This is a genomic window from Geothrix fermentans DSM 14018 (genome assembly GCF_000428885.1).
GTDB classification, from domain to species: Bacteria; Acidobacteriota; Holophagae; order Holophagales; family Holophagaceae; genus Geothrix; species Geothrix fermentans.
Map to the genome: position 1 here is coordinate 1 of NZ_AUAU01000012.1, position 26,522 is coordinate 26,522.

General features: G+C 65.4%; 20 protein-coding genes, 2 tRNA genes and 3 rRNA genes. 11 read left to right on the forward strand and 14 right to left on the reverse strand.

What is annotated here, in order from left to right:
• Nucleotides 1-8: 8 nt before the first annotated feature.
• The 5 genes from rrf to G398_RS0105535 all read right to left on the reverse strand — a co-directional run bounded on the left by rrf (nt 9) and on the right by G398_RS0105535 (nt 5,280).
• Nucleotides 9-124: ribosomal RNA gene (gene rrf, locus G398_RS0105515) — 5S ribosomal RNA — on the reverse strand.
• Between the two features lie 72 nt (nt 125-196).
• Nucleotides 197-3,132, reverse strand: a 23S ribosomal RNA gene (locus G398_RS0105520).
• Nucleotides 3,133-3,344: 212 nt separating this feature from the next.
• Nucleotides 3,345-3,422, reverse strand: a tRNA-Ile gene (locus tag G398_RS0105525).
• Between the two features lie 23 nt (nt 3,423-3,445).
• A tRNA-Ala gene (locus tag G398_RS0105530) sits at nt 3,446-3,521 on the reverse strand.
• A gap of 219 nt (nt 3,522-3,740) precedes the next feature.
• Nucleotides 3,741-5,280: ribosomal RNA gene (locus G398_RS0105535) — 16S ribosomal RNA — on the reverse strand.
• Together the 16S, 23S and 5S rRNA genes with 2 tRNA genes alongside form the textbook arrangement of a ribosomal RNA operon.
• Before the next feature lie 346 nt (nt 5,281-5,626).
• Between G398_RS0105535 and trmFO the strand changes: the two genes are divergently transcribed.
• Nucleotides 5,627-6,973 carry a methylenetetrahydrofolate--tRNA-(uracil(54)-C(5))-methyltransferase (FADH(2)-oxidizing) TrmFO gene (gene trmFO / locus G398_RS0105540; RefSeq protein WP_026852854.1) on the forward strand — a complete coding sequence of 449 codons (1,347 nt, stop codon included), beginning with the start codon at nt 5,627-5,629 and terminating at the stop codon, nt 6,971-6,973.
• A complete protein-coding gene (locus tag G398_RS0105545; RefSeq protein WP_026852855.1) occupies nt 6,970-8,346 on the forward strand; it encodes a hypothetical protein in 1,377 nt (458 codons plus the stop codon). Before trmFO ends, G398_RS0105545 begins: the two co-directional genes overlap by 4 nt.
• 13 nt (nt 8,347-8,359) lie before the next feature.
• Here the strand turns inward: G398_RS0105545 and G398_RS16500 are convergent, their stop codons facing one another.
• The 4 genes from G398_RS16500 to G398_RS20990 all read right to left on the reverse strand — a co-directional run bounded on the left by G398_RS16500 (nt 8,360) and on the right by G398_RS20990 (nt 11,174).
• On the reverse strand, nt 8,360-8,605 hold the full coding sequence (locus tag G398_RS16500) for a flagellar biosynthesis anti-sigma factor FlgM (RefSeq protein ID WP_043483851.1): 246 nt from the start codon (nt 8,603-8,605) through the stop codon (nt 8,360-8,362).
• Nucleotides 8,606-8,697: 92 nt separating this feature from the next.
• Complete coding sequence (gene prmC / locus G398_RS16505; protein ID WP_052571523.1) at nt 8,698-9,552, reverse strand: peptide chain release factor N(5)-glutamine methyltransferase; 855 nt, start codon at nt 9,550-9,552, stop codon at nt 8,698-8,700.
• Nucleotides 9,553-9,597: 45 nt separating this feature from the next.
• Nucleotides 9,598-10,176 (reverse strand): FumA C-terminus/TtdB family hydratase beta subunit, encoded by a 579-nt coding sequence (locus G398_RS20985; RefSeq protein ID WP_026852856.1) that lies wholly within the window; start codon nt 10,174-10,176, stop codon nt 9,598-9,600.
• Nucleotides 10,177-10,193: 17 nt separating this feature from the next.
• Entirely contained in the window at nt 10,194-11,174 is a 981-nt protein-coding gene (locus G398_RS20990; RefSeq protein ID WP_084512040.1) for a fumarate hydratase, read from the reverse strand.
• A gap of 129 nt (nt 11,175-11,303) precedes the next feature.
• Between G398_RS20990 and G398_RS0105570 the strand changes: the two genes are divergently transcribed.
• Nucleotides 11,304-11,657, forward strand: a complete 354-nt coding sequence (locus tag G398_RS0105570; protein WP_026852858.1) for a DsrE/DsrF/TusD sulfur relay family protein — start codon at nt 11,304-11,306, stop codon at nt 11,655-11,657.
• Nucleotides 11,658-11,661: 4 nt separating this feature from the next.
• Here G398_RS0105570 and holA read toward each other — a convergent pair whose 3' ends face one another.
• Genes holA through hpt form a run of 3 tightly spaced genes read right to left on the reverse strand, consistent with a single transcriptional unit; the run spans nt 11,662 to nt 13,764 of the window.
• Nucleotides 11,662-12,678, reverse strand: a complete 1,017-nt coding sequence (gene holA, locus G398_RS0105575) for a DNA polymerase III subunit delta (RefSeq protein ID WP_026852859.1) — start codon at nt 12,676-12,678, stop codon at nt 11,662-11,664.
• Nucleotides 12,678-13,193 carry an LPS assembly lipoprotein LptE gene (gene lptE, locus G398_RS0105580; protein ID WP_026852860.1) on the reverse strand — a complete coding sequence of 172 codons (516 nt, stop codon included), beginning with the start codon at nt 13,191-13,193 and terminating at the stop codon, nt 12,678-12,680. Before lptE ends, holA begins: the two co-directional genes overlap by 1 nt.
• A 49-nt stretch (nt 13,194-13,242) precedes the next feature.
• Nucleotides 13,243-13,764: a hypoxanthine phosphoribosyltransferase gene (hpt, locus tag G398_RS0105585; protein WP_026852861.1), complete on the reverse strand. Its 522-nt coding sequence runs from the start codon at nt 13,762-13,764 to the stop codon at nt 13,243-13,245.
• Nucleotides 13,765-13,903: 139 nt separating this feature from the next.
• On the opposite strand from hpt, the gene G398_RS0105590 reads away from it, so the two are divergent.
• Genes G398_RS0105590 through G398_RS0105600 form a run of 3 tightly spaced genes read left to right on the forward strand, consistent with a single transcriptional unit; the run spans nt 13,904 to nt 15,547 of the window.
• Complete coding sequence (locus G398_RS0105590; protein WP_157492293.1) at nt 13,904-14,533, forward strand: RNA polymerase sigma factor; 630 nt, start codon at nt 13,904-13,906, stop codon at nt 14,531-14,533.
• Nucleotides 14,530-15,036 (forward strand): hypothetical protein, encoded by a 507-nt coding sequence (locus G398_RS0105595; protein ID WP_026852863.1) that lies wholly within the window; start codon nt 14,530-14,532, stop codon nt 15,034-15,036. Before G398_RS0105590 ends, G398_RS0105595 begins: the two co-directional genes overlap by 4 nt.
• Nucleotides 15,037-15,040: 4 nt before the next feature.
• Nucleotides 15,041-15,547, forward strand: coding sequence for a hypothetical protein (locus G398_RS0105600; protein WP_026852864.1), 507 nt, complete (start codon nt 15,041-15,043; stop codon nt 15,545-15,547).
• Nucleotides 15,548-15,550: 3 nt separating this feature from the next.
• Here G398_RS0105600 and G398_RS0105605 read toward each other — a convergent pair whose 3' ends face one another.
• Together G398_RS0105605 and rsmA are read right to left on the reverse strand one after the other, a co-directional pair.
• Nucleotides 15,551-17,266: a ribonuclease J gene (locus G398_RS0105605; RefSeq protein ID WP_052571525.1), complete on the reverse strand. Its 1,716-nt coding sequence runs from the start codon at nt 17,264-17,266 to the stop codon at nt 15,551-15,553.
• Nucleotides 17,266-18,075, reverse strand: a complete 810-nt coding sequence (gene rsmA / locus G398_RS16510) for a 16S rRNA (adenine(1518)-N(6)/adenine(1519)-N(6))-dimethyltransferase RsmA (protein WP_043483854.1) — start codon at nt 18,073-18,075, stop codon at nt 17,266-17,268. Before rsmA ends, G398_RS0105605 begins: the two co-directional genes overlap by 1 nt.
• A 190-nt stretch (nt 18,076-18,265) precedes the next feature.
• Here rsmA and G398_RS0105615 point away from each other — a divergent pair, with 190 nt between their 5' ends.
• The 5 genes from G398_RS0105615 to G398_RS0105635 are packed head-to-tail and all read left to right on the forward strand — an operon-like array spanning nt 18,266 to nt 26,489.
• Nucleotides 18,266-18,958 carry a pilus assembly FimT family protein gene (locus G398_RS0105615; RefSeq protein WP_026852866.1) on the forward strand — a complete coding sequence of 231 codons (693 nt, stop codon included), beginning with the start codon at nt 18,266-18,268 and terminating at the stop codon, nt 18,956-18,958.
• Between the two features lie 3 nt (nt 18,959-18,961).
• The gene (locus G398_RS19375) at nt 18,962-19,504 is read left to right on the forward strand and encodes a type IV pilus modification PilV family protein (RefSeq protein ID WP_026852867.1); all 543 of its coding nucleotides are present in this window, start codon (nt 18,962-18,964) and stop codon (nt 19,502-19,504) included.
• Nucleotides 19,491-20,747: a PilW family protein gene (locus G398_RS0105625; RefSeq protein ID WP_026852868.1), complete on the forward strand. Its 1,257-nt coding sequence runs from the start codon at nt 19,491-19,493 to the stop codon at nt 20,745-20,747. Before G398_RS19375 ends, G398_RS0105625 begins: the two co-directional genes overlap by 14 nt.
• Nucleotides 20,744-21,394, forward strand: coding sequence for a hypothetical protein (locus G398_RS0105630; protein ID WP_026852869.1), 651 nt, complete (start codon nt 20,744-20,746; stop codon nt 21,392-21,394). The genes G398_RS0105625 and G398_RS0105630 overlap by 4 nt, the downstream gene beginning before the upstream one ends.
• A 55-nt stretch (nt 21,395-21,449) precedes the next feature.
• Nucleotides 21,450-26,489, forward strand: a complete 5,040-nt coding sequence (locus G398_RS0105635; RefSeq protein ID WP_026852870.1) for a pilus assembly protein — start codon at nt 21,450-21,452, stop codon at nt 26,487-26,489.
• Nucleotides 26,490-26,522: the final 33 nt, after the last annotated feature.

A 26,522-nucleotide genomic window follows, 5' to 3' on the forward strand; every position in this document is an offset into this window, starting at 1 on the left:
GGGATTTAACGTCGCAGCGACCTACTTTTCCACTCCTGTGAGGAGCAGTATCATCGGCCCTCCAGGTCTTAACGGCCGTGTTCGGGATGGGAACGGGTGTGACCCCTGGGGAAAAGCCGCGACGAAGGGTAGAAGGGTTGAGAAGGGTAAGGCGAAGCTCTGTCGAGCGTTCGTGGGTGATGCAATTCATTGATGAAAGGTCAAGTCTGTGGACCGATTAGTATCGCTCAGCTGAAGCCGTCACCGGCCTTGCACATGCGACCTATCAACGTGGTGGTCTACCACGGGTCTCATAGGGAGATCTCATCTTGAGGGGTGTTTCGCGCTTAGATGCTTTCAGCGCTTCTCACTTCCCGACATAGCTACCCAGCATTGCACCTGGAGGCACAACTGGAACACCAGAGGTCAGTCCATCCCGGTCCTCTCGTACTAAGGACAGGTCCTCTCAAATCTCCTGCGCCCACACTAGATAGGGACCGAACTGTCTCGCGACGTTCTGAACCCAACTCACGTACCACTATTGATCGGCGAACAGCCGAACCCTTGGGACCTGCTTCAGCCCCAGGATGTGATGAGTCGACATCGAGGTGCCAAACCTTGCCGTCGATATGAACTCTTGGGCAAGATCAGCCTGTTATCCCCGGCGTACCTTTTATCCGTTGAGCGATGGCCCTTCCATTCGGGACCACCGGATCACTATAACCTGCTTTCGCACCTGCTCGTCGTGTCTGACTCGCAGTCAAGCTCCCTTATACTATTGCGCTCTGCGGCTGATTTCCAAACAGCCTGAGGGAACCTTCGTACGCCTCCGTTACGCTTTAGGAGGCGACCGCCCCAGTCAAACTACCCGCCTGACATTGTCTTCCACCCGGATCACGGGTGCGAGTTAGAGATCAGCGTTAAACAGGGTGGTATCTCAACGTCGGCTCCACCGACCCTAACGAGCCAGTTTCATAGCCTCCCACCTATCCTGCACAGTCCAACGCCAACCTCAATGTCAAGGTGTAGTAAAGGTGCACGGGGTCTTTCCGTCTAAGTGCGGGTAACCGGCATCTTCACCGGTGCTACAAGTTCGCTGAGTCTCTGCTGGAGACAGTTCCCAGATCGTTACACCATTCGTGCAGGTCGGAACTTACCCGACAAGGAATTTCGCTACCTTAGGACCGTTATAGTTACGGCCGCCGTTCACCGGGGCTTAAATTCGCAGCTTCGCTTGCGCTGACCGCTCCTCTTGACCTTCCGGCACCGGGCAGGTGTCAGCCCCTATACCTCCTCTTTGGAGTTTGCAGAGACCTGTGTTTTTGTTAAACAGTCGCCTGGGACATTTATGTGCCACCACCTCGGGCTATGAACCCTACCGTGGTACCCCTTCTCCCGAAGTTACGGGGTTAATTTGCCGAGTTCCTTCAGCAGAGTTCTCTCAAACGCCTGAGGATTCTCTCCTCGACTACCTGTGTCGGTTTGCGGTACGGACACAAGCACCTCTCCTTAGCAGCTTTTCTCGGCAGTGTAGGATCAGGACTTTTCGTCAGATACCTTGGGCTCGCGGCGCCCGGACTTCCCTAAGCGCCACCCTTGATACCTTTCGCAGGACATTCCATAGCCCTGCGTCCCTACCTTCCTGCGTCCCTGCATCGTGCAAACGAGATGCTCATGGTGCTGGAATATTAACCAGCCTTCCATCGCCTACGCCTTTCGGCCTCAGCTTAGGGTCCGACTAACCCAACGCGGATTGACCTTGCGTTGGAAACCTTAGTCTTACGGCGGACGGGGTTCTCGCCCGTCTTTACGCTACTTATGCCGACAGAGTCTCTTCCCATGTCTCCAGCTGTCCTTACGGTCAACCTTCACAGACGTAGGGAATGCTCCCCTACCACTTACGTTCGCAGCTTCGGTAACATGCTTTAGCCCCGTTGAATTGTCGGCACAGACCCGCTTGACCAGTGAGCTATTACGCTTTCTTTAAAGGATAGCTGCTTCTAAGCTAACCTCCTGGCTGTCTAAGCACATCCACATCCTTTTCCACTTAGCATGTATTTTGGGACCTTAGCTGGCGATCTGGGTTCTTTCCCTCTCGACTACGGATCTTATCACCCGCAGTCTGACTGCCGGACTTCACGGCGTGCCATTCGAAGATTGGTTGGATTCAGTAAGCTGGTAAGCCCCCTAGTCCATTCAGGTCTCTACCTGCACGACGAAACATCCGACGCTAGCCCTAAAGCTATTTCGGGGAGAACGAGCTATCACGGAATTTGATTGGCCTTTCACCCCTATCCTCAACTCATCCAAGCGGTTTTCAACCCACACTGGTTCGGACCTCCATCCGGTGTCACCCGGACTTCATCCTGGTCAAGGATAGATCATCCCGTTTCGCGTCTATTTCCAGCGACTTCCGCCCTATTCAGACTCGGTTTCCCTGCGGCTTCGCCTCCTCGGCTTCGCCTCGCCACTGAAAATAACTAGCCGGCTCATTATGCAAAAGGCACGCGGTTCCACTGGTAAACCATAGTGGTTCCACTGCTTGTAGATTGACGGTTTCAGGTTCTATTTCACTCCCCTCATCGGGGTTCTTTTCGCCTTTCCCTCACGGTACTGGTTCACTATCGGTCAGATGAACATATTTAGCCTTACCGCATGGTCGCGGCAAATTCTGTCAAGGTTTCTCGTGCCCCGACATACTTGGGAACTCCACTCAGAGTCCGATCGGCTTTCGCGTAAGGGGCTATCACCCTGTCTCGCCGGCCTTTCCATGCCGTTCCGCTAACCGTCGGTTTTGTAACTCTGTGCCAGAGGGCAGCTCTGGCCTGCGGGTCCCACGACCCCCCCTACGCAACGCCTGCCGCTTACACGTAGGAGGTTTGGGCTCCTCCGGTTTCGCTCGCCGCTACTACCGGAATCACTGTTGTTTTCTGTTCCTGTGGGTACTGAGATGGTTCACTTCCCCACGTTCGCCTCTCCAAGCCTATGAATTCAGCTAAGAGATTCCTGAGCTTTCACCCAGGAGGGTTTCCCCATTCGGACATTCCCGGATCACCGTTCGCGTGCAACTCCCCGAGACTTTTCGCAGCTTACCACGTCCTTCATCGCTGTCATCTGCCAAGGCATCCACCGTCAACCCTTTGTAACTTGGCCTTCCATCAATGAATTACATTGACTTCAGACCCACGAGAGTTGTTGATTCGCTAAACTTGCCTCGCCTTAAGCCCACAGCGTCACTTCAACGCCATGGATCACCCTTCTCTATTCCTTCTATTTGATTGTCAATCAGCCCCGTCTTTCGACCCGCCCCTCGAGGCGGCTTTGAGCTGGATTCAAATCCCGCAGGATCTCAACTCAACTCAAATTGGTGGGCCTAGGTGGATTCGAACCACCGACCTCACGCTTATCAGGCGTGCGCTCTAACCAGACTGAGCTATAGGCCCCAGTTGCATGCACCACCAGGCGCTGGTGGACCCGACCGGGATCGAACCGACGACCTCCTGGATGCAAACCAGGCGCTCTCCCAGCTGAGCTACGGGCCCGCGAATCCGATGTGGGTCACGAGACACAGCGCGGTGCGCTGTGGCGAGTGGGGCCCCACACGGATGAGCATAACGCCCACAGAACCAACGATGACCACCCGTTGCCAGGCCCTCATCGCAGCACGCTCGTCAAAGACTTGCTCGAGCGTCTTTAAAAACCGGATAGAAATTCGATCGGAAGCGTTGACCTATGCCATTCCGTAGAACGGCTCTCCTTAGAAAGGAGGTGATCCAGCCACAGGTTCTCCTACAGCTACCTTGTTACGACTTCACCCCAATCACCAAGTTCACCATTGAGACCTAGCCCCCTTGCGGGTTACCACAGCCTCTTCAAGTGCTCCCGGCTTTCGTGATGTGACGGGCGGTGTGTACAAGGCCCGGGAACGTATTCACCGTATCATTCTGATACACGATTACTAGCGATTCCACCTTCATGTAGTCGGGTTGCAGACTACAATCCGAACTGAGGACGACTTTCTCCGATTAGCTCCATCTCGCGACTTTGCAACGGTTTGTATCGCCCATTGTAGCACGTGTGTAGCCCTGGACATAAGGGCCATGAGGACTTGACATCATCCCCACCTTCCTCCCGGTTAACCCGGGCAGTCCCCGTAGAGTTCCCGCCATGACGCGCTGGCAACTACGGGTAAGGGTTGCGCTCGTTGCGGGACTTAACCCAACATCTCACGACACGAGCTGACGACAGCCATGCAGCACCTCTGCAGCAGTTCTTGCGAAAAGGCACATCTCTGCACCGGTCCACTGCAGTTCAAGCCCAGGTAAGGTTCTTCGCGTTGCGTCGAATTAAACCACATGCTCCACCGCTTGTGCGGGCCCCCGTCAATTCCTTTGAGTTTCAGCCTTGCGACCGTACTCCCCAGGCGGAACACTTAACGCGTTAGCTCCGGCACGGAAGGGGTCAACTCCCTCCACACCAAGTGTTCATCGTTTACAGCGTGGACTACCAGGGTATCTAATCCTGTTTGCTACCCACACTTTCGCGCCTCAGCGTCAGTTACTGTCCAGGTGGCCGCCTTCGCCACTGGTGTTCCTCCTCATCTCTACGCATTTCACCGCTACACGAGGAATTCCACCACCCTCTCCAGTACTCTAGCCTTCCAGTCTCAGATGCAGTTCCCAAGTTGAGCTCGGGGATTACACATCTGACTTAAAAAACCGCCTACGCGCCCTTTACGCCCAATAATTCCGAATAACGCTTGCCCCCTCTGTATTACCGCGGCTGCTGGCACAGAGTTAGCCGGGGCTTCCTCTCCAGGTACCGTCAAGTAACACGATTATTAGTCGTGCCACCTTCGTCCCTGACGACAGGGTTTTACAGTCCGAAGACCTTCATCACCCACGCGGCGTTGCTGCGTCAGACTCTCGTCCATTGCGCAAAATTCCCCACTGCTGCCTCCCGTAGGAGTCTGGACCGTGTCTCAGTTCCAGTGTGGCCGATCACCCTCTCAGGCCGGCTACTGATCGTCGCCTTGGTGGGCCATTACCCCGCCAACTAGCTAATCAGACGCAGGATCCTCTCCTTGCCCCAGGCCTTGCGGTCCCCAGGTTTCACCTCCAGCATCCCAGCCGAAGGTCTCATGCGGTATTACCACTCCTTTCGGAGCGTTATTCCCCACAAAGAGGTAGATTCCCCACGCGTTACTCACCCGTCTGCCATGCACCTTGCGGCACATCCGACTTGCATGTGTTAGGCACGCCGCCAGCGTTCATTCTGAGCCAGGATCAAACTCTCAAGTTTAATATTCCTGAACTCTTCACCCTCGGGTTCCCCCTCGGGCCAATGTTCTGGTCGTATTTCTCTGAATTCCACGATCCGTCCTAGAACGTCCCGCGGAACCCTCAAAGGCTTCCTATCTTCTATCCGGTTTTCAAAGACGCCCACCGCGCTTCCGCACGGCCTGAAGTTGCCTCGCGAGTTCCCTCGCCGCCCCTTCCAGCACCTCGCAGCCTCAACTGCGCAGGACGTTCAGACTAACATCCCCGCCCGAAAGCGCAAGCAGAAATTTCACCGGACGCGCCGGAACCCAATGGGGAACCCGGGATCCATGGGCTCCCTGACGTAGAATCGACCTCCGGGAGGATGCGTGATCCACATCATCGGGGCGGGCCTGGCCGGCTCGGAAGCCGCATGGCAACTGGCCTCCCGGGGCCATGAGGTCCGGATCCATGAGATGCGGCCCCGCTGGACCACCCCCGCCCACACCACGGAGCGGGCCGCGGAGATGGTCTGCTCGAACTCCTTCAAGAGCGACGATCCCGACTCTGCCACGGGCATCCTCAAGGCCGAGCTGCGGCGGATGGGGTCCCTGATCCTGCGCTGTGCCGAGGCCACCCGTGTGCCCGCGGGGAACAGCCTGGCCGTCGACCGCGACGCCTTCTCATCCAAGGTCACTTCCGAGCTGAAGGCGCACCCCCGCATCCACTGGGAGGAGGCCCGCGTGGAGGCACCTGAGCCGGGCATCCCCACCATCCTCGCCACGGGCCCCCTCACCGCGGAACCGCTGGCGGACTGGATTGCCAGTGCCACGGGGAGCGGCCGGCTCCACTTCTACGACGCCATCGCCCCCATCGTGGAGCGCGAGAGCATTGACCTGGACATCGCCTGGATGGCCGCCCGCTACGACAAGGGTGGTGCGGACTTCATCAACTGCCCCCTGGACAAGCCCCAGTACGAGCGGTTCCTCGACGCGCTGCTGGCCGCCGAGCGCGTGCCGCTCCACGAGCTGGACACGCCCTACTTCGAGGCCTGCCTGCCCATCGAGGTCATGGCGGACCGCGGGCGGGAGACCCTGCGCCACGGCCCCATGAAGCCCATGGGCCTGGATGATCCGCGCACCGGGCGCTGGCCCCACGCCGTGGTCCAGCTCCGCCAGGACACCCTGGCGGGGGACCTGTTCAACCTCGTGGGCTTCCAGACCCGGCTCAAGTGGGGCGCGCAGAAGGAGGTCTTCCGCCTGATTCCCGGCCTGGAACACGCCGAGTTCGCGCGATTCGGCAGCATCCACCGGAATACATACATCCAGGCTCCGAAGGTTTTGGATGCGACACTCGCTGTCAAATCCATTCCAAACCTGTGGATCGCCGGCCAGCTCTCGGGGGTGGAGGGCTACCTGGAATCCGCCGCCGGCGGGCTCGCCGCGGCCTTCGCCGCGGACCGCGCCCTGCGCAGCCTCGAGCCCCTGCCCTTCCCGCCCGACACCATGCTCGGCAGCCTCCTGCACTACCTGGCCCTTGCCTCCAGCGCGGATTTCGGCCCGACCAACGCCATGCTGGGCCTGCTGCCGCCGCTTCCCGAGGGCCTGCTGGACCTGCGGGGAATCAAGCGCGAGGGAGGCACCCGCGCCGTGAAAGCCGCCAAGGGACGCGCCCACCGGGAGAGGGCCCTCCTCTCGCTGGAGCGGCACCTGAACCTGGCCGGAGGCCTGCCATGACCCGTCCCGCCCTTGCCGTGGGCGCCGCCGCCCTGATCCTCGCCCTCGGCAGTGGCGCCTGGTGGATGGCCCGCCGGACGCCGGGCGCCCCGCCTCAGGAGGAGTCCCTGGAGCCCTTCCGCGCGGCAGCCGCGGGCGCCGGAACCCTCATCGACCTCCAGCCTCCCCCCACGCCCCTGAGGAGCGTCCGCTGGGCCGGCCCCCTGCCCGGGGGCGCTGCGGTCGCGCAGGTCCTCTCCCAGACCGGCCGGCAGCAGGTCGTCCTCTTCCAGCAGGGCGAGCCGGGCCCCGCCATCTCCGTGCCCGAACCTCCCGGCACGCCCAACGGGTTCTTCTCCTTCGCGGATCTGGTGGACGCCGCGCTGGCCCCGGGCGATGCGCTGGTGCTGCTCTACCGCAGCGCTTCGGACCCGGCCTCTCCCGCACTGGTCCTGGCCTGCGACCTGGGCACCCGCCAGGTCCGCTGGTCGCTTCGCGCCCCAGGTGAGCACCTGGCGCTGTCCCCGGACCACCGCAGCGTGTTCCTCTTCGGCGCCTCGACGCCCGTGGGCATCCTGGACCTGGCCGGCCGGCCCGGCTCGTCGAAATCCGTCTCCGTGTCGGTGGACCTGCCGCCCGGCGTGGCCTCCATCTCCAGCATCCTGCCATTGGGCCGCCGCGCCTTCCTGGTGGCCCATGGCGCGGGGCTGTCGGCCTGGACCGATGGGGCATGGACCCACGCGCAGGCTCCCGCCCCCTCACCCCTCGGGTTCCCCGGCGGGCTGGGCCGGGTCGCCGGGGATGCGAAGGGCGGCTGGTGGCAGCCCGAACCCGGCGTGCTGGTCCCCCTGGGCCCTGGGGGGAAGCCCGGCCCGGCCCGCGATCTGAAGGCCCTGCTCCCGGAAAACGCGAGCATGGATGCGAACCTGCTCCAGCTCCTCGGCGAGGAGGCGGACGGCCACCTCTGGTTCGGGCTGGCGCGGCCCACCCTTCCCGCCCCCGTGGCCGCGCCCGCGCCTGCGCCAATGCCCGCTCTGGTGCCCACCCCAGCCGCCTCCCCGCTTCCGGAGGCCGCCGATCAGGTTCCGCCCGCTCCAGCGGCAGCGGTACCGGAAGCTCCCGCTCCGGAGCCCGCCGCCGGCCAGCCCTCGCGGGCCGATTGGATGGCCCACCTCGACAAGGGACTGGACCGGCTCTACCTGTGGAAGCCTGGCGAGGCCCGCATGAAGGTGGTGCTCCTCCCGGAGGCCTGGAAGCGCCTGGCAGCACCCCAGGGCATCCCCCCCTTGGCGGGGGCTCCCGTTGGGGACCTGCGCCCCGAGGCCGGGTTCATGCTCTGCGGTGGGCCGGACCGGACCTGGTGGCTTCCGCTGAGGGCCCTCCGGCCCCAGTGAGCCAGGCGCCTCCTCAGCGCCCCCGGCCCTTCCCTCCGGCCAAGTGCTCGCGGATCAACCCCTCGGCCACGGCCCCTTCATCGGGATGGTAGGTGCCGGTCTCCAGCTGGCGCTTGAGGGCCTTGAGCTTCTCGGCCCGGACATCCGGCGTCTCCGCCAGCACCTCGTGGGCCACCTCGACCAGATGCTCGGCCGCAGCGCCCTTGGGGCCCAGATGTTTCCTGCCACCGTCCTTGCGCGATCTGCCGCTGCTGTTCATCTCGTCTCCACGCGCCCCTCGACGGAGCCTTATCGGCAGATACCTGCGCAAACTCAAGCGCCTCGAGCCGTCTTTTTGGCGCCCGGGGCCAATCAAGGATCACCCGGCAGGACCGGAATGCCCAGGGCCACGAGGATCCGGTCGTGCCCGGCCAGATCCTGATGCACCATGGCCTTCCGCCACCCGGCCCCCAGCGCCCGCCGGCACAGCTCACCCCCCTGGTCCGCGCCGATCTCCAACAGGCAGGCCGGCGCCTGGCGGGCCCGCGCCCGCTCCAGCAGCTGCGTGGACAGGGCCAAGCCCCGGTCCGGGGCGAAGAGGGCCGAGGCCGGTTCGAAGGCCAGTTCCCGCTGGAGGCCCGGCTCATCGGCGGGGTCCACATAGGGCAGGTTCGCCACCACCAGGCCCAGGGGATCGGGAATGGCATCCAGCAGGTTCCCCTCGAAGAAGGCCAGGCGGGCGCCGAGCTCCGCGGCGTTCTGCCGGGCCACGGCCAGGGCCCCGGCGCTCAGGTCCGTGGCCGACACCTGCCAGTCCGTCTCCAGGGCCAGGCTCGCGGCGATGATGCCGCTGCCCGTGCCCACATCCACGCAACGGTCCACACGAAGGCGCCGACCCACATCCAAGGCCGCCTCCACCAGCAGCTCCGTTTCCGGGCGCGGGATGAGGGTCGCCGGGCTGACCCTGAACCTTCGCTCCCGGAAGAGGCACCAGCCCAGGATGTAGGCCCAGGGTTCGCCCGTCCTGCGCCGCCGCACCCAGTCGCTCACCTGGAGGCGAACCTCATCGGGCACGAGGTCGCCGCCGTGGGCGGCCATCCAGGACCGGGACAGCCCCAGCCCCTCCTCGAACCAGCGGAGGCTCTCGGCATGGGCTTCGGCGTGGTCCAGGAATCCGGCCAGGGCGGCGCCGAGGTCGAGGCGGAGCTGTCGGTAGGTCTGGACCATCCCTCCAGCCTAGCGCGGGAGGGATCGGTTCAGATCATCGGAGGCTCAGGCCATCAGGGCCTTGGCGCGCTCCTGGCTCTGCTGGGCGACGATCTCGTGGAGGCTGCCGCCGTGGCTGTCCATGGTGACCACGAGGGGGAAGTCCTCCACCTCGATGATCCAGAAAGCCTCGGGGCTGCCGAACTCCTCGAGCATCTTCACGTCCACCACGCGCTTGCAGCGCTCGGCCAGCAGGCTGCCGGCGCCGCCGGTGGCGTGGAGGTAGACGGCCCCGGTCTTCTGGAGGCCTTCGCTGGTCTTCTTGCCCATGCCGCCCTTGCCGATGACGCCGCGGACCTTGTAGGTCTCGATGACGTCAGCCTGGTAGGGCTCCTCGCGGATGGAGGTGGTGGGGCCCGCGGCCACGAAGCTGTAGTGGCCGTCCTCGTGCTTCTTCACCACGGGGCCGCAGTGGTAGATGACCATGTTCTCGAGGATGGGCTTCAGCCACTCGGGTTTCTGCTCCTTCATGTACTTGTGGCCCATGTCGCGGCTGAGGACGACGCGGCCGTTGAGCAGCACTTCGTCGCCGACCTTGAGCTGGCGGATCTGGTCTTCGGTGATGGGGGTGGTGAGACGGATCATGGGTAGCCTCGTCGCGGTCAGTCGAAGGACACTTCGCCGTTGGTCTTGAGCGTGATCGAGCCCCTGCGGCTGCTCCAGCACATGTAGCTGATGGAGACGTAGAAGCTGGCGGGGTGGCGGTACATCTCTTCCGCCATGACGCCCAGCACGGTGGTGTTGCCGCCATAGCCCATGGGACCGATGCCCAGGGTGTTGAGATCGTTGGTGATCTCCTTCTCGAAGGCGTCCATCTTCGGATCGGGGTTCGAGGTGCCGAGCTTGCGGAGGATCAGTTCCTTGCTCTTCTCGTAGCTGGTGACGCGGTCGCCGCCGATGGCCACGCCGAGGATGCCGGGGCTGCAGCCCTGGCCCTGGGCCTTCACCACGGCGTCGATGATGCACTTGCGCACGCCCTTGATGTCGCGGCCCGCGCCCAGCGCGGCGTCCGGCAGGCGGTACTGGGCGCCCACGTTCTCGCAGCCGCCGCCCTTCTGCATGACGGCGATCTGGACTTCCGGCTTGTCCCACTCCTCGAAGTGGACGGCCGGGTGGCCCTCATGGAAGGGGTCCATGTTGGTGCCCGTGTTCTTGCCGCTGAGGGCCTCCACGCAGTTGGGACGCAGCCAGGAGCGCTTGGTGGCTTCCGCCACGGCCGCCCGGACCTGCTGCTTGGCGGCGCGCTGGCTCAGGCCATAGGGGTGGCGCACCCAGACGATGATGGTGCCCGTGTCCTGGCAGAGGGGCGTCACGTGGCCATCCGCGAGGATGATGTTGCGCACCATGTCGTTCAGCGTGTTGAAGGCCCGGCTGCCCTCCTCCTCGGCATCGCGGCCCTTCACCAGGGCGTCGATCACGTCCTGGGGCAGACGGCTGGTGGAGCGGCGGAGCAGCTCGAGCATGGGCAGGGTGAGGTCCAGGGCCTTGAGGTCCGTGAGATCGGGCTTCCATCCGGCGGGCAGCACGGACTTGGACGCCACCACCTCGTTGGAGGTCAGGGTGGGAATGACGCATTCAGACATGGGCCCTCCGGAATCCAGACCCCCATCATCCGCCCGGCGAAGCTCACGCTCAAGTGATCAATGCCCGGTTCCCCTGCCACCGGGCTGGAACCACCGCGAGGCTAACCTGGGTCCACGAGGGAGCCGCCCATGAGCAAAGTCCTGTTCATCCTCAACGACCCGCCCTATGGCACCGAGCGCAGCTACAACGGCCTGCGCCTCGCGGGGGCCACAGCCAAGCGGGAGGGCACTGAAGTGCGCGTGTTCCTCATGGGCGACGCGGCGGCCTGTGCCAAGCGGGGCCAGAAGACTCCCGACGGCTATTACAACCTGGAGCGCATGCTGAAGGGCGTCACCACCCGCCACGGGCAGGTGGGCGTGTGCGGCACCTGCATGGACGCCAGGGGCCTCAGCCAGGCTGAGCTGGCGGAAGACTGCCGGCGCAGCACGCTCGAAGAGCTGGCCGACTGGACCCTGTGGGCGGATCGGGTGCTGGTGTTCTAGAACCCTAGCGGCCCCAGGCCCGACACAACGAGAGCGTCAGGTCCAGCAGGGGCGCCTCGCTGCGGGAGATGGCCAGGCCCTTGAGGTCCCGTTCGCACTGGTTCAGGCGGCCGAGCAGGGCCTTCACGCCCCTGGGCCTGAGCCGGTCGAAGGTGCCGCGGTAGCCGTCCAGGAGGAAGGACTGCTTGGGCGAGAGCCCCAGAGCGGCCGTCAGTTCCGGACCCTTGAGCCCCTGCGCTTGGGCCTCGGCATACTTCAGCAGCCGATCCACCTCGCGCCGGGCCTGGCCCAGCAGCATCAGGGGTTCGTCGCCATCCTCCAGGGCCATGCGGAGGGCCCTCAGCGCCCCGGCCGCGTCCCCCTTCTGCCAGGCCCCGGACCAGGCGAACGCCTTCTGCTCCGCCAGCCGGAAGGTGACCTGATCCACCATGGCCTCGCTGACCTGGTGATCCTCCGCCAGCAGGTCCAGCACCTCCAGGGCCCGCTTGATGAGGCCGGGGTTGCCGCCCTGGCGCTGGGCCAGCAGGGTGACCGCAGCCCCGTGGAGCGACAGGCCCAGGCGCCGGGCCTCCGCCTCGATGAAACCGGGGATCTCGGTGGCCTCCAGGGCGCTTACTTTGAGGATCCGTCCGGCCTTGGCCCAGTCCGTCCAGGGCTTGGCGCCCAGGGCCTTGCCGGGCGAGGCCGGAAGGGTGGACCAGGCCACCAGCAGGAGGTTCACGCCCTCGGGCGGTTTCTCCAGGAGGGCCTTCACCGCCCCGGGGAGTTCCTTCGCCCGGGTGAAGAGGTTGTCGGCCGCGGGCACGATCACCGTGCGGGCCTCGGCCCCAAGGGGCGCCGCCTCCTGGAGGGCCGCCATGACCTCGGGCCAGGGGCAGCCCTCGGCGCAGACCGTCAGGGTGAAGTCCGCCCACTCCGGGTCCACGTGCCGGGCCCTCCAGTCCGCCACGGCCTTCCGGCGGCCATCGCCATCCTCGCCGTGCACCAGGGCGAAGGTCTGGTCCAGCCACGCCGCGGCCATCAGTCCGTGCCTTCCAGCAGCTGGGTGAGGAAGCTCTCCGCGAAGTCGTCGGCGAGGCTCTCCAGCACCTGGAGCTCGCGGCTGTCGAAGCTGGCGAAGTTCTGGTCCACACGGTACTGGTTCGAGAAGGTCAGGCCCCGGCGGGACAGCACCACCGCGCCCGTCTGGCCATCCAGCAGCTCCACGCTGGCCACCACGGCCACCTCCACCCGCGAGGCGGACCCGGCGCTGGCCTTGAGCCGGTCATTGCCCAGGGAGAGCCCCAGGGCGCGGGAGTTGTAGCCTTCGAGTGTCCCCTGCAGCACCCAGCGGGAGGGCTCGCCCGTCCCCACCAGGCGCCAGGGGCTCGCCGCCACGATGCGGTTCTCCAGGGCCTTGGTGAAGCGGTCCTCCAGCCCCAGCCGCGGCGTCAGGTTGCGGAACCGCGCCAGGCGGATGGTCTCCCCCTGCTTCGCCCACGCCGCCGTCCGGGGCTGCCGGTCCAGGCGGTGATAGCCGCAGCCCAGGGCAGCCACAAGGACCAGAGGCGGAAGTACGAATCGGAACGCAGAGGACACAGTGATCCTACGGATGGTAGATGCCCACATAGGGCAGGTTGCGGAGCTTGCCGTCGAAGTCGAGGCCGTAGCCTACGACGAAGTGGTCCTCGATGGTGAAGCCGATGTAGTCCACGGGCACCTCCACCTTGCGGCGGCTGGGCTTGTCGAGGAGCGTGCAGATCTTCAGGCTGAGGGGCTCGCGGTCGTGGAGGAGGTTGCGGACCTTGAAGAGCGTGAGCCCCGTGTCCACGATGTCCTCCACCACCAGCGCGTGGCGCCCCTGGATGGAGCGGTCCAGGTCCTTGAGGATGTGCACCTCGCCCGTGCTCTCCGTGCCCGCCCCGTAGCTGGAGACCTGCATGAAGCTCACGTCGATGTCCAGGTCCATGGACCGCACGAGGTCGGCGAAGAAGGGGAACACACCGTTCAGTAGGCCGATCACCACCAGGTCCTGCCCCGCGTAGTCCCGCGAGAGCTTGGCGCCCAGCTCCTGGACCCGGGCCCGGATCTCGGCTTCCGTGAGCAGCGGGGTGATGCGGTCGCGCATGAAGGCTCCTGAGGGCTGAAGATGGACGGTTTTCACCATTTCCATTCAACCCCAGATGGGCTTCCCGGGTCCATCCAGGGACGGCGTTTCCTCGTCACTGCCCCCGGCGCCGGAGCCTAAGATGATGGCGGAAGCCACCTTGAACGAACCCCCGTTTCCCCAGCCGGCCACCCGGGCCGCCGACCGGATCCCCGATCCGGCCTCGCCGTACCACACCCCCGAGGTGCTGGCCTGGGTCGAGGCCGCCCAGGGCGGCGACCAGACCGCCTTCGCCAGCCTGGTGCGCCTGTTCTCCAGGGATGTCTATGGCAAGGCCTTCTCCATCGTCCGGAACCACCAGGATGCCGACGACGTCGTCCAGGAGACCTTCATCCGCGTCTTCCGGGCCCTGCCCGGCTTCCGTTTCGAGTCCTCCTTCCGCACTTGGCTCATCACCATCGCCACCCGCCAGGCCCTCAACTTCCGCGAGCGCATGGCCCGCGACCACGAAAGCCTGGAGGGGCCCGAGGGCACCCTGGACCACCCCGCGCTCCGGGTCGAGGAGAGCCAGGCGGCCGCGTTCCTGGACCAGGAGGCCCGCCGGCTGCTGCACGAGGCCCTGCCCAAGCTGCCCCGCCGCCAGAAGGAGGCCCTCACCCTGAAGCTGCAGCACGACTGGAAGTACGAGCAGATCGCCGTGCAGATGGGCACCTCCGTGGGCAGCGTGAAGGCCCACATCTTCCATGCCATCCAGAACCTCACCCGCCACATCAAAGGAGGCCGGGCATGAACGCCGAGCCCCTTCCCCCTCCCGGAACCTGCGCCGCCGCCCTCTCGGCCATCGAAGCCGATCCCCTGGCTCCCGGGGCCGCCGCGGAGTCCCACATGAAGACCTGCACCGCCTGCTCCGAGGCCCGGGTGTTCTTCCTGGCCCAGGAGGACAGCCCGGAGGCCCTGGCGCCCGCCGGATACTTCGAGCGCCTCCCCGGCCGCATCCTCCGGAAGCTCCCCGCCCGCCCGGCGCTGCGCCACCGCCTGGGCCCCCTGGGCTGGGCCGCTGCGGCCGCCCTGCTCATGGCCGTGGGAGCCGGCGCCTTCCTGGCGGGCCGGGCCAACCGGACGCCCTATGTGGAAGCCACCCTGCCCGCCCAGCCCGGCCTCCTCGAAACCTCCACCGCCGACACGCCCTTCCACAACCACGAGGAGGAGGCGTCCCAAGTCCAGTCCCTCAGCCCCGAGGAAATGAAGGCTCTCCTGGAGCGCCTGAATTCGGCTCCGGCCCCGACGAGGTGATCCCATGGTCCGTCCCGCCTTGCTGTTGTCCCTCCTGCTGCTCGCCCCGCCCATGCGGGCCCAGGCCGAGGACGAGCGCCCCCTGGTCCGCTTCCGCATGGAACAGCTTCAGCAGACCGTGGGGCTCCCTGAAGACCAGGCCCGCGCCGTGGTGGAACGCTGGTCCCGCTATGACCGGGAACAGTTCGACAAGACGCAGCAGATCCAGCAGATCCGGCGCAGGTTCAACGACATCCTCATGGGGCCGGGCTCGGAGGAGGAGAAGAACGCCAGGGTCCGCCCCCTGCTGGAGCAGTTCGTGGACCTGCGCCGCCAGCAGGCGGACCTCAAGTTCAAGTTCGAGGAGGACATCCGCGCCCGCCTGAGCCCCGCCCAGCAGGTGCGCCTCATCACCCACGTGGAAGAGATGCAGCGGCGCATGGTGGAGGCCATCCGCCAGCAGCGCCTCGGCAACGTGGCGGAACCGGGAATGCGGCCAGGCGCCGGGATCCGCCGGGGCGGCCGGAGGTAGGCCTCAGGCCTGGGGCGCCTCCAGAACCACGGGGATGACCAGGGGCCGGGTCTGCGTGGTCTTGCGGATGACCCGCCGCAGGGCCAGGCGCAGGGTGTCCCGCAGGGCCTCGTCGTCCTTGCGGACCTCCCTCGGGGCCTCTTCGTAGGCCTTGCGGGCCACGCCCGCCAGCAGCTCGGTATAGGCCTCGTCGTCGGAGAGCATCACGAAGCCGCGGCTGAGGATGGTGGGCTCCGCCACGAGGTCGCCGGTCTGGGGATCCACCAGGAGCGTGGCGAAGACCACGCCGTCCTCCTGGAGGATGAGGCGGTCCTTCACCACGCGGGCGTCCACCATGTGGTCCACGCCCTCGCTCACGAAGCACTTGCCCACGGGGACGGCCCCGGGCATGTCCAGCCGGTCCTTCCCGAACAGCCGCAGGCAGAGGCCGCCATCCAGCAGCGAGATGCGCTCCGGAGGCCAGCCCAGCGAGGCCGCCACCTTCCCGTGGGCCCGCAGGTTCCGGTAAGTGCCATGCACGGGCACCATCTGCGAGGGGCGCACGGCGCGGATGAGGTCCGCCAGCTCCTCGCGGCTGCCGTGCCCCGAGGCATGCACGGGCCCCAAGCCCTCCAGGGAGGCCTCGGCGCCCAGGCGCTCAGCCTCGTCCAGCATCCGAGAAATGGCCACCTCGTTGCCCGGGATGGCCCGGGCGCTCACCACCAGGCGGTCGCCCGGCTCGATGGGCAGGCCCTTCACCTCCCGGCGCAGCAGGCGCGCGAGGCCGCTCATGGGCTCGCCCTGGCTGCCGGTGCAGAGCACGAGCAGCTCGTCGGAATCGAGCAGGTGGGCATCCTTGGGGTCCGTGAGGATGTCATCGGGGAGGGCCAGGCGCTTCAGGGAGCGGGCCAGGGCCAGGTTCCGGTCGAGGCTGCGCCCCAGCAGCACCACGCGGCGCCGGAACTCGTAGGCCAGGTCGATGAGCGTCTGGAGCCGGTGGATGTTGGAGCTGAAGGTGGTGACGAAGAGCCGCCCCTTCGTCTGCTCGAAGGCCGCCTCCAGGCCCTCCCGGCAGGCCGACTCCGAAGGCGAGCGGCCGGGGCGGCCCACATTGGTCGAATCCGCCATGAGCAGGCGCACGCCGGCATCGCCCAGGGCCTTCAGCCGGTCCATGCCCGTGAGGCGGCCGTCGAGCGGGTCCGGGTCGATCTTGAAGTCGCCGGAGTGCACCAGCACCCCCTGGGGCGTGTGGAGTGCCAGGGCGCAGGCGTCGGGGATGCTGTGGGTGACGGGGATCCACTCCACTTCGATCTCGCCGTCGCCCACCTTCACGCGGCCGTAATCCGGCACGGGGTGCAGCAGGCCCACATCCAGGCCGTGCTCGCGGAGCTTCCCCTCCACCAGCCCCAGGGTGAAGGCCGTGCCATACACAGGCACCGGCCAGCGCCGCAGGAAGTAAGGGAGCGCGCCGATGTGGTCCTCGTGGCCATGGGTGAGCAGCACCGCCTGCAGCCGGTCCGCGAAGGGCTCCAGGTAGGCGAAGTCCGGCACGATGGAGTCGATGCCCGGCTGGTCGTCCGAGGGGAAGAGCTGGCCGCAGTCCACCAGGAAGAGGCTGCGCGCGCTGTGCACCACCAGCGCGTTCATGCCGAACTCGCCGAGCCCGCCGATGGGGACGAGCCGCAGCTCATCGGGGGCCGGGGCCTCGGTCCAGCTTGTGAATTCAGGCGCGACGGGCATCACGATGGGAACACCTCCGGGTGCTGGATCAACAGGGCGCGGGTGGCTGACAGCCAGGCCGCGGGCGGGACGACTTCCGCGCGGAGCGCCGGCGCCAGCCCCGCCTCTGATAGGGACTCGGCGGGCAGGAGCCCCTGCCAGTTGTTGGCGAGGGTCTTCCGCCGGTGGCTGAAGGAGCGGTGCAGCACCGTGAGCAGGGCCCGGCGCTCGACCAGGCTGGGCGCCTCGCTCCGGGGCTCGAACTGCACCACGGCCGAATCCACCTTGGGGGCCGGGCGGAAGGAGCCGGGCCCCAGCTTCACCAGCCGGGTCAGCCGGGCGCAGAGCTGGGCCAGCACCGACAGCGGCCCGTAGGCCTTGGTGCCGGGCTCGCCCATGAGCTTCTGGGCGACCTCCAGCTGGAACATGAGGACCATGCGGTCCCAGGGGATGCCCTCCGTGAGCAGCCGCGCCAGGATCGGCGTCGCCGCGTTGTAGGGCAGGTTCCCCACCACGGACCAGGGCCCGCCCTCGGGCAGGGGCAGGCGCACCGCATCCCCCTCCAGCAGGTGGAAGTGGGGCTTGCCAGAGAAACGCCCGCTCAACAAGGCGCAGGCCTCGGGATCCAGGTCCACGGCCCACAGGGGCCTTCCATCCGCCAGCAGCCGCTCCGTGAGCACCCCGGGACCGGGCCCGATCTCCAGCAGCCGCGACGCCTTCGACCCCAGGGCCGAGCCCACGATGGTGGTGATGGCCCCCTCGTTCACCAGGAAGTTCTGACCGAGCCGCTTCTTTGCCCGGAGTCTGGGAAGCTGGGCGGATTCAGACACGATTCAGGTTAGCACGGCGATTCGCGGGTTCGGGGGAGCCAGATCAATCACGTATACTTTTTATACATATCCGTGGGCCGCAGCTCGATCCAACCGAGAAGAAATTACCTATCAGCTCGTTTCACTTGATTTAGAATCAAGAAATATCCTCAACACAAGCCACCTATCCTTCTCTCACACCGAGGCGCCTATGGGATTCCGTCCCCGAGCTAGTTCCCCCCAGGGGGGGTACACCCTCATCGAACTGCTGGTGGTCCTGGCGATCCTGGCGATCGTGACCATGTTCGTGGTTCCGAACCTGGGGCCCAAGTCTCCCAAGGCTGTGCGTTCGGGCCTCCAGGACCTCAAGGCCTCCCTCCAGCAGGCCAGGGGTCTGGCCATGAGCACCGGGAAGAACCTCAACGTCCACATCGTCATGGCGGGGAACGTGGCGCGGATGACGGCGGTGGACCTCAATGATGACGGCACCGAGAAGGCGCCCGCCCTCATGGACGTCGCCATCGGCCAGGACTGGCGCCGCTATGCAGACTTCACCACCAGTGACCCGCCGATCGCGGAGGAGGGGGGCACGGCCGTGAAGGATCTGGCGGCCCTCACCACCCTGGGATTCTCGGGCTGGGCCTCGCCCATCAAACCAGACGCCGATGCCACCTCCTACCTCGGATTCTCGCCGCAGGGCGCCCCCCAGTTCGTCGACAAGGGCACCAAGGCCCGCAGCGCCATCAGCGGCGGCACCTGGGTCGGCGTAAAGGGGCTGACGATCAAGGACAAGGGGCTGCCCTACGGCTGCGTCTTCCTGCTGGAGAACGGTCTCGTCACCGCCTATTACAAGCCTGATGCCCTTTTGACCGACGCGCCCAACCAGTGGCAGAGGCTGGAGTAGCCCATGACGGCATTCATCCCATCCCCCAGAACCCGCGCCCAGCGCGGCTTCACCATGGTCGAACTGCTCATGGCCATGGCCATCTTCGCCGTCGGCATGCTGGGCCTGGCGGCCCTCCAGGTCGTGAGCATCAGCCAGGGCACCGGCGGCCGCCTGCGCGGCACGGCAGCCTTCCTGGCCCACAGCGTGCTGGACCGGGCCGCCAGCGAGGGTCAGGTCACCGCCGCCGAGCGCCAGGCGAACACCAACGGCCTACCCAACACCACCACAGGGTGGGCCTTCCTCGGAGCCGCGGACGGCGCGGCCAAGGCGGACGGCGCAGCCCAGGTCTTCGACATCAACGGGCGGCCCATCGATGCCGCCGACAAGGTCACGCCCCCGGTGTTCACCGCGACGTGGTTCAGCCGCGCCGGGACCGTGAACGTCGGCACCCGTACGGCCCTCCAGGAGTTCGTCGTGAACGTGACATGGAAGGAAGCCGACCCCAAGAAGGGGACCGCCCTCGACACCAAAGCCATCTCGGTGAGCCGCTATGTCCGAATCTAAGCCCCATTCCCCCCAAGCCGGCTTCTCCCTGGTGGAGCTGCTCGTGGCCCTGGTGTTCACGGCCATCCTCACCACGGGCATGCTGCGCATCTTCGCCTCCAGCGTCAGCGGGTTCTACACCCAGCAGGAGTCCCTGGGGCTCCAGCGGGCCTCCCGCTTCGCCCTCAACCTCGTGGAGGAGGAGGTCATCCAGGCCGGCTACCTCTTTCCGCCCCGGAACCTGCGGGGAGAGCTGGCCGTGGGCACGCCTGCGGCCCAGCCCCCCGTCCTCCTGCAGCAGACCGACTACCAGCCCGTCTGGTCAGACCCCAATGGCACGACGGTCACCCTCGACAAAGTGGATGAGCTCCAGTTCGTCCAGGACCTGAACCTGGAAGTCGAGGGAACCTTCGCCGCCGACGCCGTCGAGGGTGCCGCCGAGGCCCTCGTGTCCATTCCCAGCGGCAAGGCGACTTTGGACAAGTACCTTGGTTCCTCCGATCATCCCCTGGTGATGGTGATGCTGGATTCGCAGATCCACCAGGTCGACATGGTCCGCATCAAGTCCATCAGCAGTGGCGGCAAGGTGACTCTGGATCCAAACAGCTCCGGCCTGGATGCCTTCGGCAACGAGCGCGGGGGCGGATTCTTCTCCGGAATCTTCAACAACCTGCACAAGAAGGGCGCGCCCTGCACCTTCATCGCCCCGCTCCGCGTCGTGCGCTATGCGGTGGTACCCCGGGCCCTCGACCCCGCGGACCCGACGCACATGATCCCGTGCCTCGTCCGCCAGACCGCGCCCCTGGTCAAGAATTCCATCTTCAAGCCCCTGATGGATCAGACCGCGCCGGACCAGGATCCCTCCTGGACCGAGCAGATCATGGTCGAGGGGGTGTCCGGCCTGAAGGTCGACATCAGCATCGACGGGGGGAAGACCTTCCTCCGCTACAACTCCGACGGGACGCTCAAGGGCGGCATGGACACCTGGGCCAACGTCTATGCGGGACTCGACGCAGCCATCAAGAGCGCCCTTCCCGGCACCAGCGTCCTCGCCAGCCATACCACCAAGGGCCTCGGCGACACCCTCGATCCCATGTGGACCAACTACCTGTCTGTCACATTCCGTCTGGATGTGGAGACCCGCACCCGCCTGGCCCGGGCCGAGTACGCCGCCAACCAGGCGACGCCCACTCCGGCCTTCCGTACCAGGACCGTGACCATGATGATCTCGCCCAAGAACTACGCCCTCGGGAGCATGCTATGAGAATCCCAGGATCCACCCGGCGGCATGAACGGGGCGGCATCGCGATCCTGCTCGCCCTCGTCCTCCTCACCCTCATGGGCGCCATGATCTTCGGTCTGGGCCGGGATTCCCTCCGGGAGATCGCCATGACCGGGAACGAATCCATCGGGCGCAAGGCCGCCGAAGCGGCGGACAGCGGCATCGACTGGACCATCATGTGGGGCATGGGCAACGGCACCAATACGGACCAGGCGGCCATCCGCACCGCCATCGACACCCTCTCCCAGGCCATCGCCGATCCCACCCTCCGGGCTTCCGGAACCGACGGGACGATGAACACCCGGGGGACCGGATACATGAACGAGCAGACAGGCATCCTGCGCGCCTACGTCTACCCGGCCTCCACCACCTCGGACCTGAACTTCTCGAACGCGGGTTACACCCAGTCGTCCGTGGTCCAGCAGGCCATGGAACTCGAAGTCCGCTACCTCGGCCCCTATCCCCTCGCCAACACGGGCGCCCTGACCGCCAGCAAATCCAGCGGTGGCGGGGCCACGGGCGCCCAGCGCTACTTCTTCCTCGTGCGATCGACCGGGCGCGCCAACGTGGGCGACACAGGCCAGTCCTTCGCCGCCCGTCGCGACGCCATCGTGGACATCACGTTCTAGCCTTCTCCAGCCATTCGGTTCCATGCCTTTACGAGCTTCCGCCCCCGGAGTTCCCATGCGCCCCGCACGCCTGTTCCGCATTCTCCTCCTCCTGGCCGCCACCCTCCCCGGCTTCGCCCAGGTGGAGCCCAACCTCCGGACGGTCACGGACCTGAGCGACCCGTACAAGCAGGTCGCGGCCAAGTCGGAAGTCATGGCGATCTACGACTTCACGCCCATTTCCAGGGCCGTGTTCGAGCCGTTCAAGTACCTGACGAGTCAGGCACGGAACGGCTTCCTCCCCAACGCGCCCACGGGCCAGATCGCCCAGAACACAGGGCAGTTCGCCATCGATGTCTTCAACCCGTATGCGCCTTCGGGAAGCCAGAAGTTCGGTGCGGGAGTCGCCTCTCCGGGCAGCGGCAACACACCGGGCACGGCCCGTGCCGCTGGCATCGTCTTCGGCCTCCGGCAGACTACCGCGGGCCCTGAAGTCCGCATGTTCTGGTGGCCCAGGAGGACCCTCCCCGCCGGAGCCCTCGGCGCCCTGGTGGACCGCCTGCACTACACCACCAGCGGTAGCAACACCACCTACGCGGAGATCGTCGGAACCCCGCTGTACCAGGACTCCGCCAATGGCGTTATCACCCTCATCAATAATCCTGACCTGACGCTGGCCCAGGTGATCGCCGCCACCACCCACGTGCGGTTCAGCCTCTACACCGTGGCCAATGACCCTTCCAGCCTGAGGACCATCGATCTTCCCTGCCCTTGGAAGATCTCCGACAGCCCGCAGTTGCAGTCGATTCCCGGCGCCGATTCAGGCTTCTACGTCCAGTACAACAAGTTCACCTCCACAGACCCGCTCCAGCCGGGATCAAAACGGTTCGATCCCTGGTCAGAGGCCTTCAACGGAGCCTCGACCACCACCGGGTCCTACACCATCAATAAGACGACTACGGCGACGGGTTCCACGATTTCCACGATGGGCCCCACGGTCGAATATCCCAACGATACGGGCATCACCGCTTTGGCGGCCATTGAGCTGCTCAAGACCAATTGGGTTCCGAAGTCGTCGTACAAAGTCATCACCGTGGGCAACGGCAGTTCGGCCACCTCGGATGTCGTCATCGGCAACTTCTATTACACCCCGGACTACTTGAGCTGGATCTTCGGCGGCACCCAGGTGCGCTACATCGATCCCTCGGATGGCTCGGTCGGATGGGTTTACACCGATGACCTAGCTCTGAACTATGGTCCCGAAGGAATCAAGAAGACCACCACGTACGTGAAACTTCCCAACGGCCACTACCCCGCCGTTCCGGATGCGATCAAGGACACGAAACCTGGCTGGGCCAATGGACTGCCTGCCATGACCCGCTATCAGGCCATCAAGTTCGCTTCCATCAACGTGATGCTCGACACGAATAACCCGGTGCAGTTCGCCTACCGCTTCCTGGACCCGAACTACGGCCCCACCTCGACCAACCCCGAGGACCTGGGAGTGGGGGTCAATCCAGGCAACCATGAAGAGACCAAACGCCCTTCGCCCCCTTCAAGCGCCACCTTCGGAGCCCCCATCCCGCCGGGCACGGACTCGAGCCAGTACCAGCGCACCATCCGGCTGATGACCCTTCCGAACTTGCTGGCGGAAGCCGACGTCATGCAGGCCCGGGGGCCGCGGGCCTTCGATTTCGATCTGAACTCGAACTTCTGGACCTACGACGTCAGCAGCCCGGATCCCATGATCCCGCAGCCCCTGAACTACGTCCTGGCCGACACCTACCGGCAGCTGTCCGACAATGCCCAGAATCCCTTCGACCGCAACCTGCCCAACGCTGGCTGCGCCAACAGCTACCTGATCGTCTTCCCAGGCCAGGGCTTCAACGACAGCTACACGGCCGCCATGGCCAGCGACGCTGCCAACGTGCCCGGGAACGGCCAGAAGGCCGGCGGCGGAAATGCGGACGGCGCCTATGGCATCGCGAATGATACGGCCTCCCTCGACCCCGCCTCCAGCGACGGCAGCTTCTCGGCCAGCATTCTGTCCTCCGTGGCGGCATTCGGAGGTGGCCCGAGCGCCACCGCCGCCTCCAATACCCGCAACTGGGGAGCGCCCTGGGTCATCAGCGTCAGCGGCAAGACCCGCCGCATCCATACCATCGTCATCAGCGTGGGCGTTCCCGGGGCCTACCGGTTCAAGGGCACGAACGCGGGTGTCAGGGCCCCCCAGGAGCAGCTGTTCCGGGTGGCCCAATGGGGTGATCCCGATCGCCCGGCCTGGCAGCCTTCCAACGGCCTGAAGACGCCCCCCGACCTTCCCGTCCAGTTGGCGAACATCGTCTCGGCCAGCATGACCCAGTACGCCAAGGTCAAATATTTCACCGGCTCTGATCCGACCACCTTGAGCGATGCCATCAAGGCGGCATTCGGCTACATCGTGTCAGCCGGCGCAGCGCTTGCCGCCCCCGCCACTCCCGCCACCGGCGTCCGCTCCGCCAACCAGGCCTACTTCGGCATCTTCAAGACCACTCTGGACCCCCAGCAGAAGATGCAGAAACTGCCCCTCTGGTCCGGGAATCTTTTCTCCATGGGCATCAAGCGGGCCACCATGTTCCTCGACCCGCAGGCCCCCCTCAAGGGGACGCACGAGGTGTTCAGCTTCTACGGCTACGACCTTGGCGGCACCAATGGCGTGGATCCCACGGACATCGCCACCGGCATCCCGGATTTCGACGTCTCCCATCTATGGGACAGCTACGACCTGTTCGGAGCCTACCTGAACCCGCCCACCGGCTCCCCCACGGTCCACACCACCGGTTCCCTGACGGGCAAGCCCATTCTCTGGAACGACCGGACCATGTACACCATGGTCGGAAACCAGCGGGTCGATTGGCCCAAGATGAGCACCCCCGGATCAACCACCACCATCGACCCGGCGGGCGTTCTCGACAAGCTGGCCAACCTCTATGGCTGGGATCTCACCACCAGTTCGCAGGCGACCACCACCATCGGCAAGGATGCGGCCACGAAGTTCGCCATGTGGGTGAGGGGGATCTACAACGCCTCCTCACTGGGCGACACCAACAACAAGATCTACAACCGGCAGGACATCATGGGGGATATCGTCAACTCCGCCCCCCTGGCCATCGAGCTCACGCCCAACGGCGATGACAAGCTGTATCCCGCCGCCTACGACAACCCGTTCACCACGGGCTATACCGATGTCCATGCGCGGATGATCGTGGTCGGGACCAATGTCGGCCAATTGGAGTGCTTCTTCGAATGGGCGGCCACCCGCTCCACACCCAGCGGCACCGATGACGCCGGCAACCCGGTCTACCTCGTGGATGCCAAGGCCACCGAGCTCTGGTCCTTCATCCCCCCGGATTTCTGGCAGGCCCTCTACAACCTGTACGTGACCAGGGGGATCGACGGTGCTCCCCACTCCTACATGGTGGATGGCGATCCCGTCCTGTATCACGTGGACCTTCCCCCTTCGGACCCCACCCGCGGCACCCTCCCGGATACACGGGTGAGCAAGAAGGAGAATGCCCTCATCGCCTTCGGGCATCGCAAGGGGGCCCGAAGCTATTACGGCCTCCAGATCTCTGACCTGGCGGGCTCGATCAAACCCGAGACGCCGGTGATCGCCTGGTACATCAACCCGCAGAACCCCGCAGGCGGGCTGCCCTCCGTCACGGACACCAATACCCAGAACCTCATCAGGACCATGGGCATGAGCACCTCCGTGCCTGCCATTGCCACCGTAAACATGGGCACCGTGGCCACGCCGATCCTCACGCCCAAGAAGCAGGATGTCATGTTCCTCGGAGGCGGCTACAGCAACCCTGAGATGGACGCGAGGTACAAGGACCAGAACTCAGGGGCCTACGGCAAGGGCATGGGAAGGCTCCTGCTCGCCATCGAACCTCTCACTGGAAACATCACCCGAGCCTGGGACTTCCGGGATTTGACCGGCGCCATCGCCGAAGGGGTCACGCCGATCCGCCTTTTCCCTGGGGACCTCTCCCAGCGGCTCTACTTCGCGGACACCACCGGCAATGTCTGGGCCATCAACAATTCGGCCACCCAGATCGGAAGCACCACGGTCAATTCCGGCTACCGCCTGGACTCCGCCTACATCGGCGATTGGCTGGCCATTCCCCGGCCCATCTACAAGAGCTCGGCCAATGTGGATGCTGCCAACAACCCCTTGAGCATGCGCTTCACCACGCGCCCAGATGCCTTCCGCCTGTCAGGCGGGTTCCCGCTGGTGAACTCCGACAACATCACGCCACTCACCGTGATCGTGGCCATCGGCGCCGGGGACCGCAACAACCCCACGGACAAGGATGAGAGCTACAGCATCCGCACCACCAGCTACACCCAGCGCCCGCCCAAACTGAATCGGTTCATGGTATTCGCCGACCGTCAGGACAGTTCCAACCTGGGCTATGACACGCAGGGCATTCCCGACTCGGCCCTCACGACCATCCCCAACGACGGCACCGGCTGGGCCACCTGCTACTCGGATCCCCGCGTCGTCCCGGCCACCGGCTCCACCCCGCCCTACCTGTTCGACGGGAAGAGCGGCTACTACATCACCCTCGGCACCGGCACCCTGACCGGGAACACCTGGAACGGCGGTTTCACCTACGACAAGGTTCTCGTAAGTCCCCTCATCAAGCAGGGCCTCCTCTTCTTCTCCATCTTCAACATCAGCAACGGCAGCGGCTTCAACTGCTCGCCGAACTCATTCACCCGCACCTTCCGCCAGTGCGACATCATGCGGCCCCTGGCCTTGAACCTCCAGACCACGAATCTCGGCACCGTGGGCGATGTCCAAGGAAGCGTCAACCGGTCCGCCGATGTCTGCTCCCAGGCCTCGGACGGCATCGCCCCCTGCACGGGCCTTGCGTTCTACTTCAACTCCTTGTCCAGCCAGCTGGTGGATGCCGGCGACCGGGTGGTGCAGGGTGGCGCCCTGTCCGCCAAGCAGTCTTCGGGCATCACCACCAGCCAGTCCGGCCAGAACACCCCCAGCATCCAGAACGTGAAGGATACCGAGGCCGTCCGCGGCATCCGTGTCCGCGCCTGGCGCATCGTCCGGTAGCCTTTTCCGCTTCCGCATCCGGGGCCCTTTCGG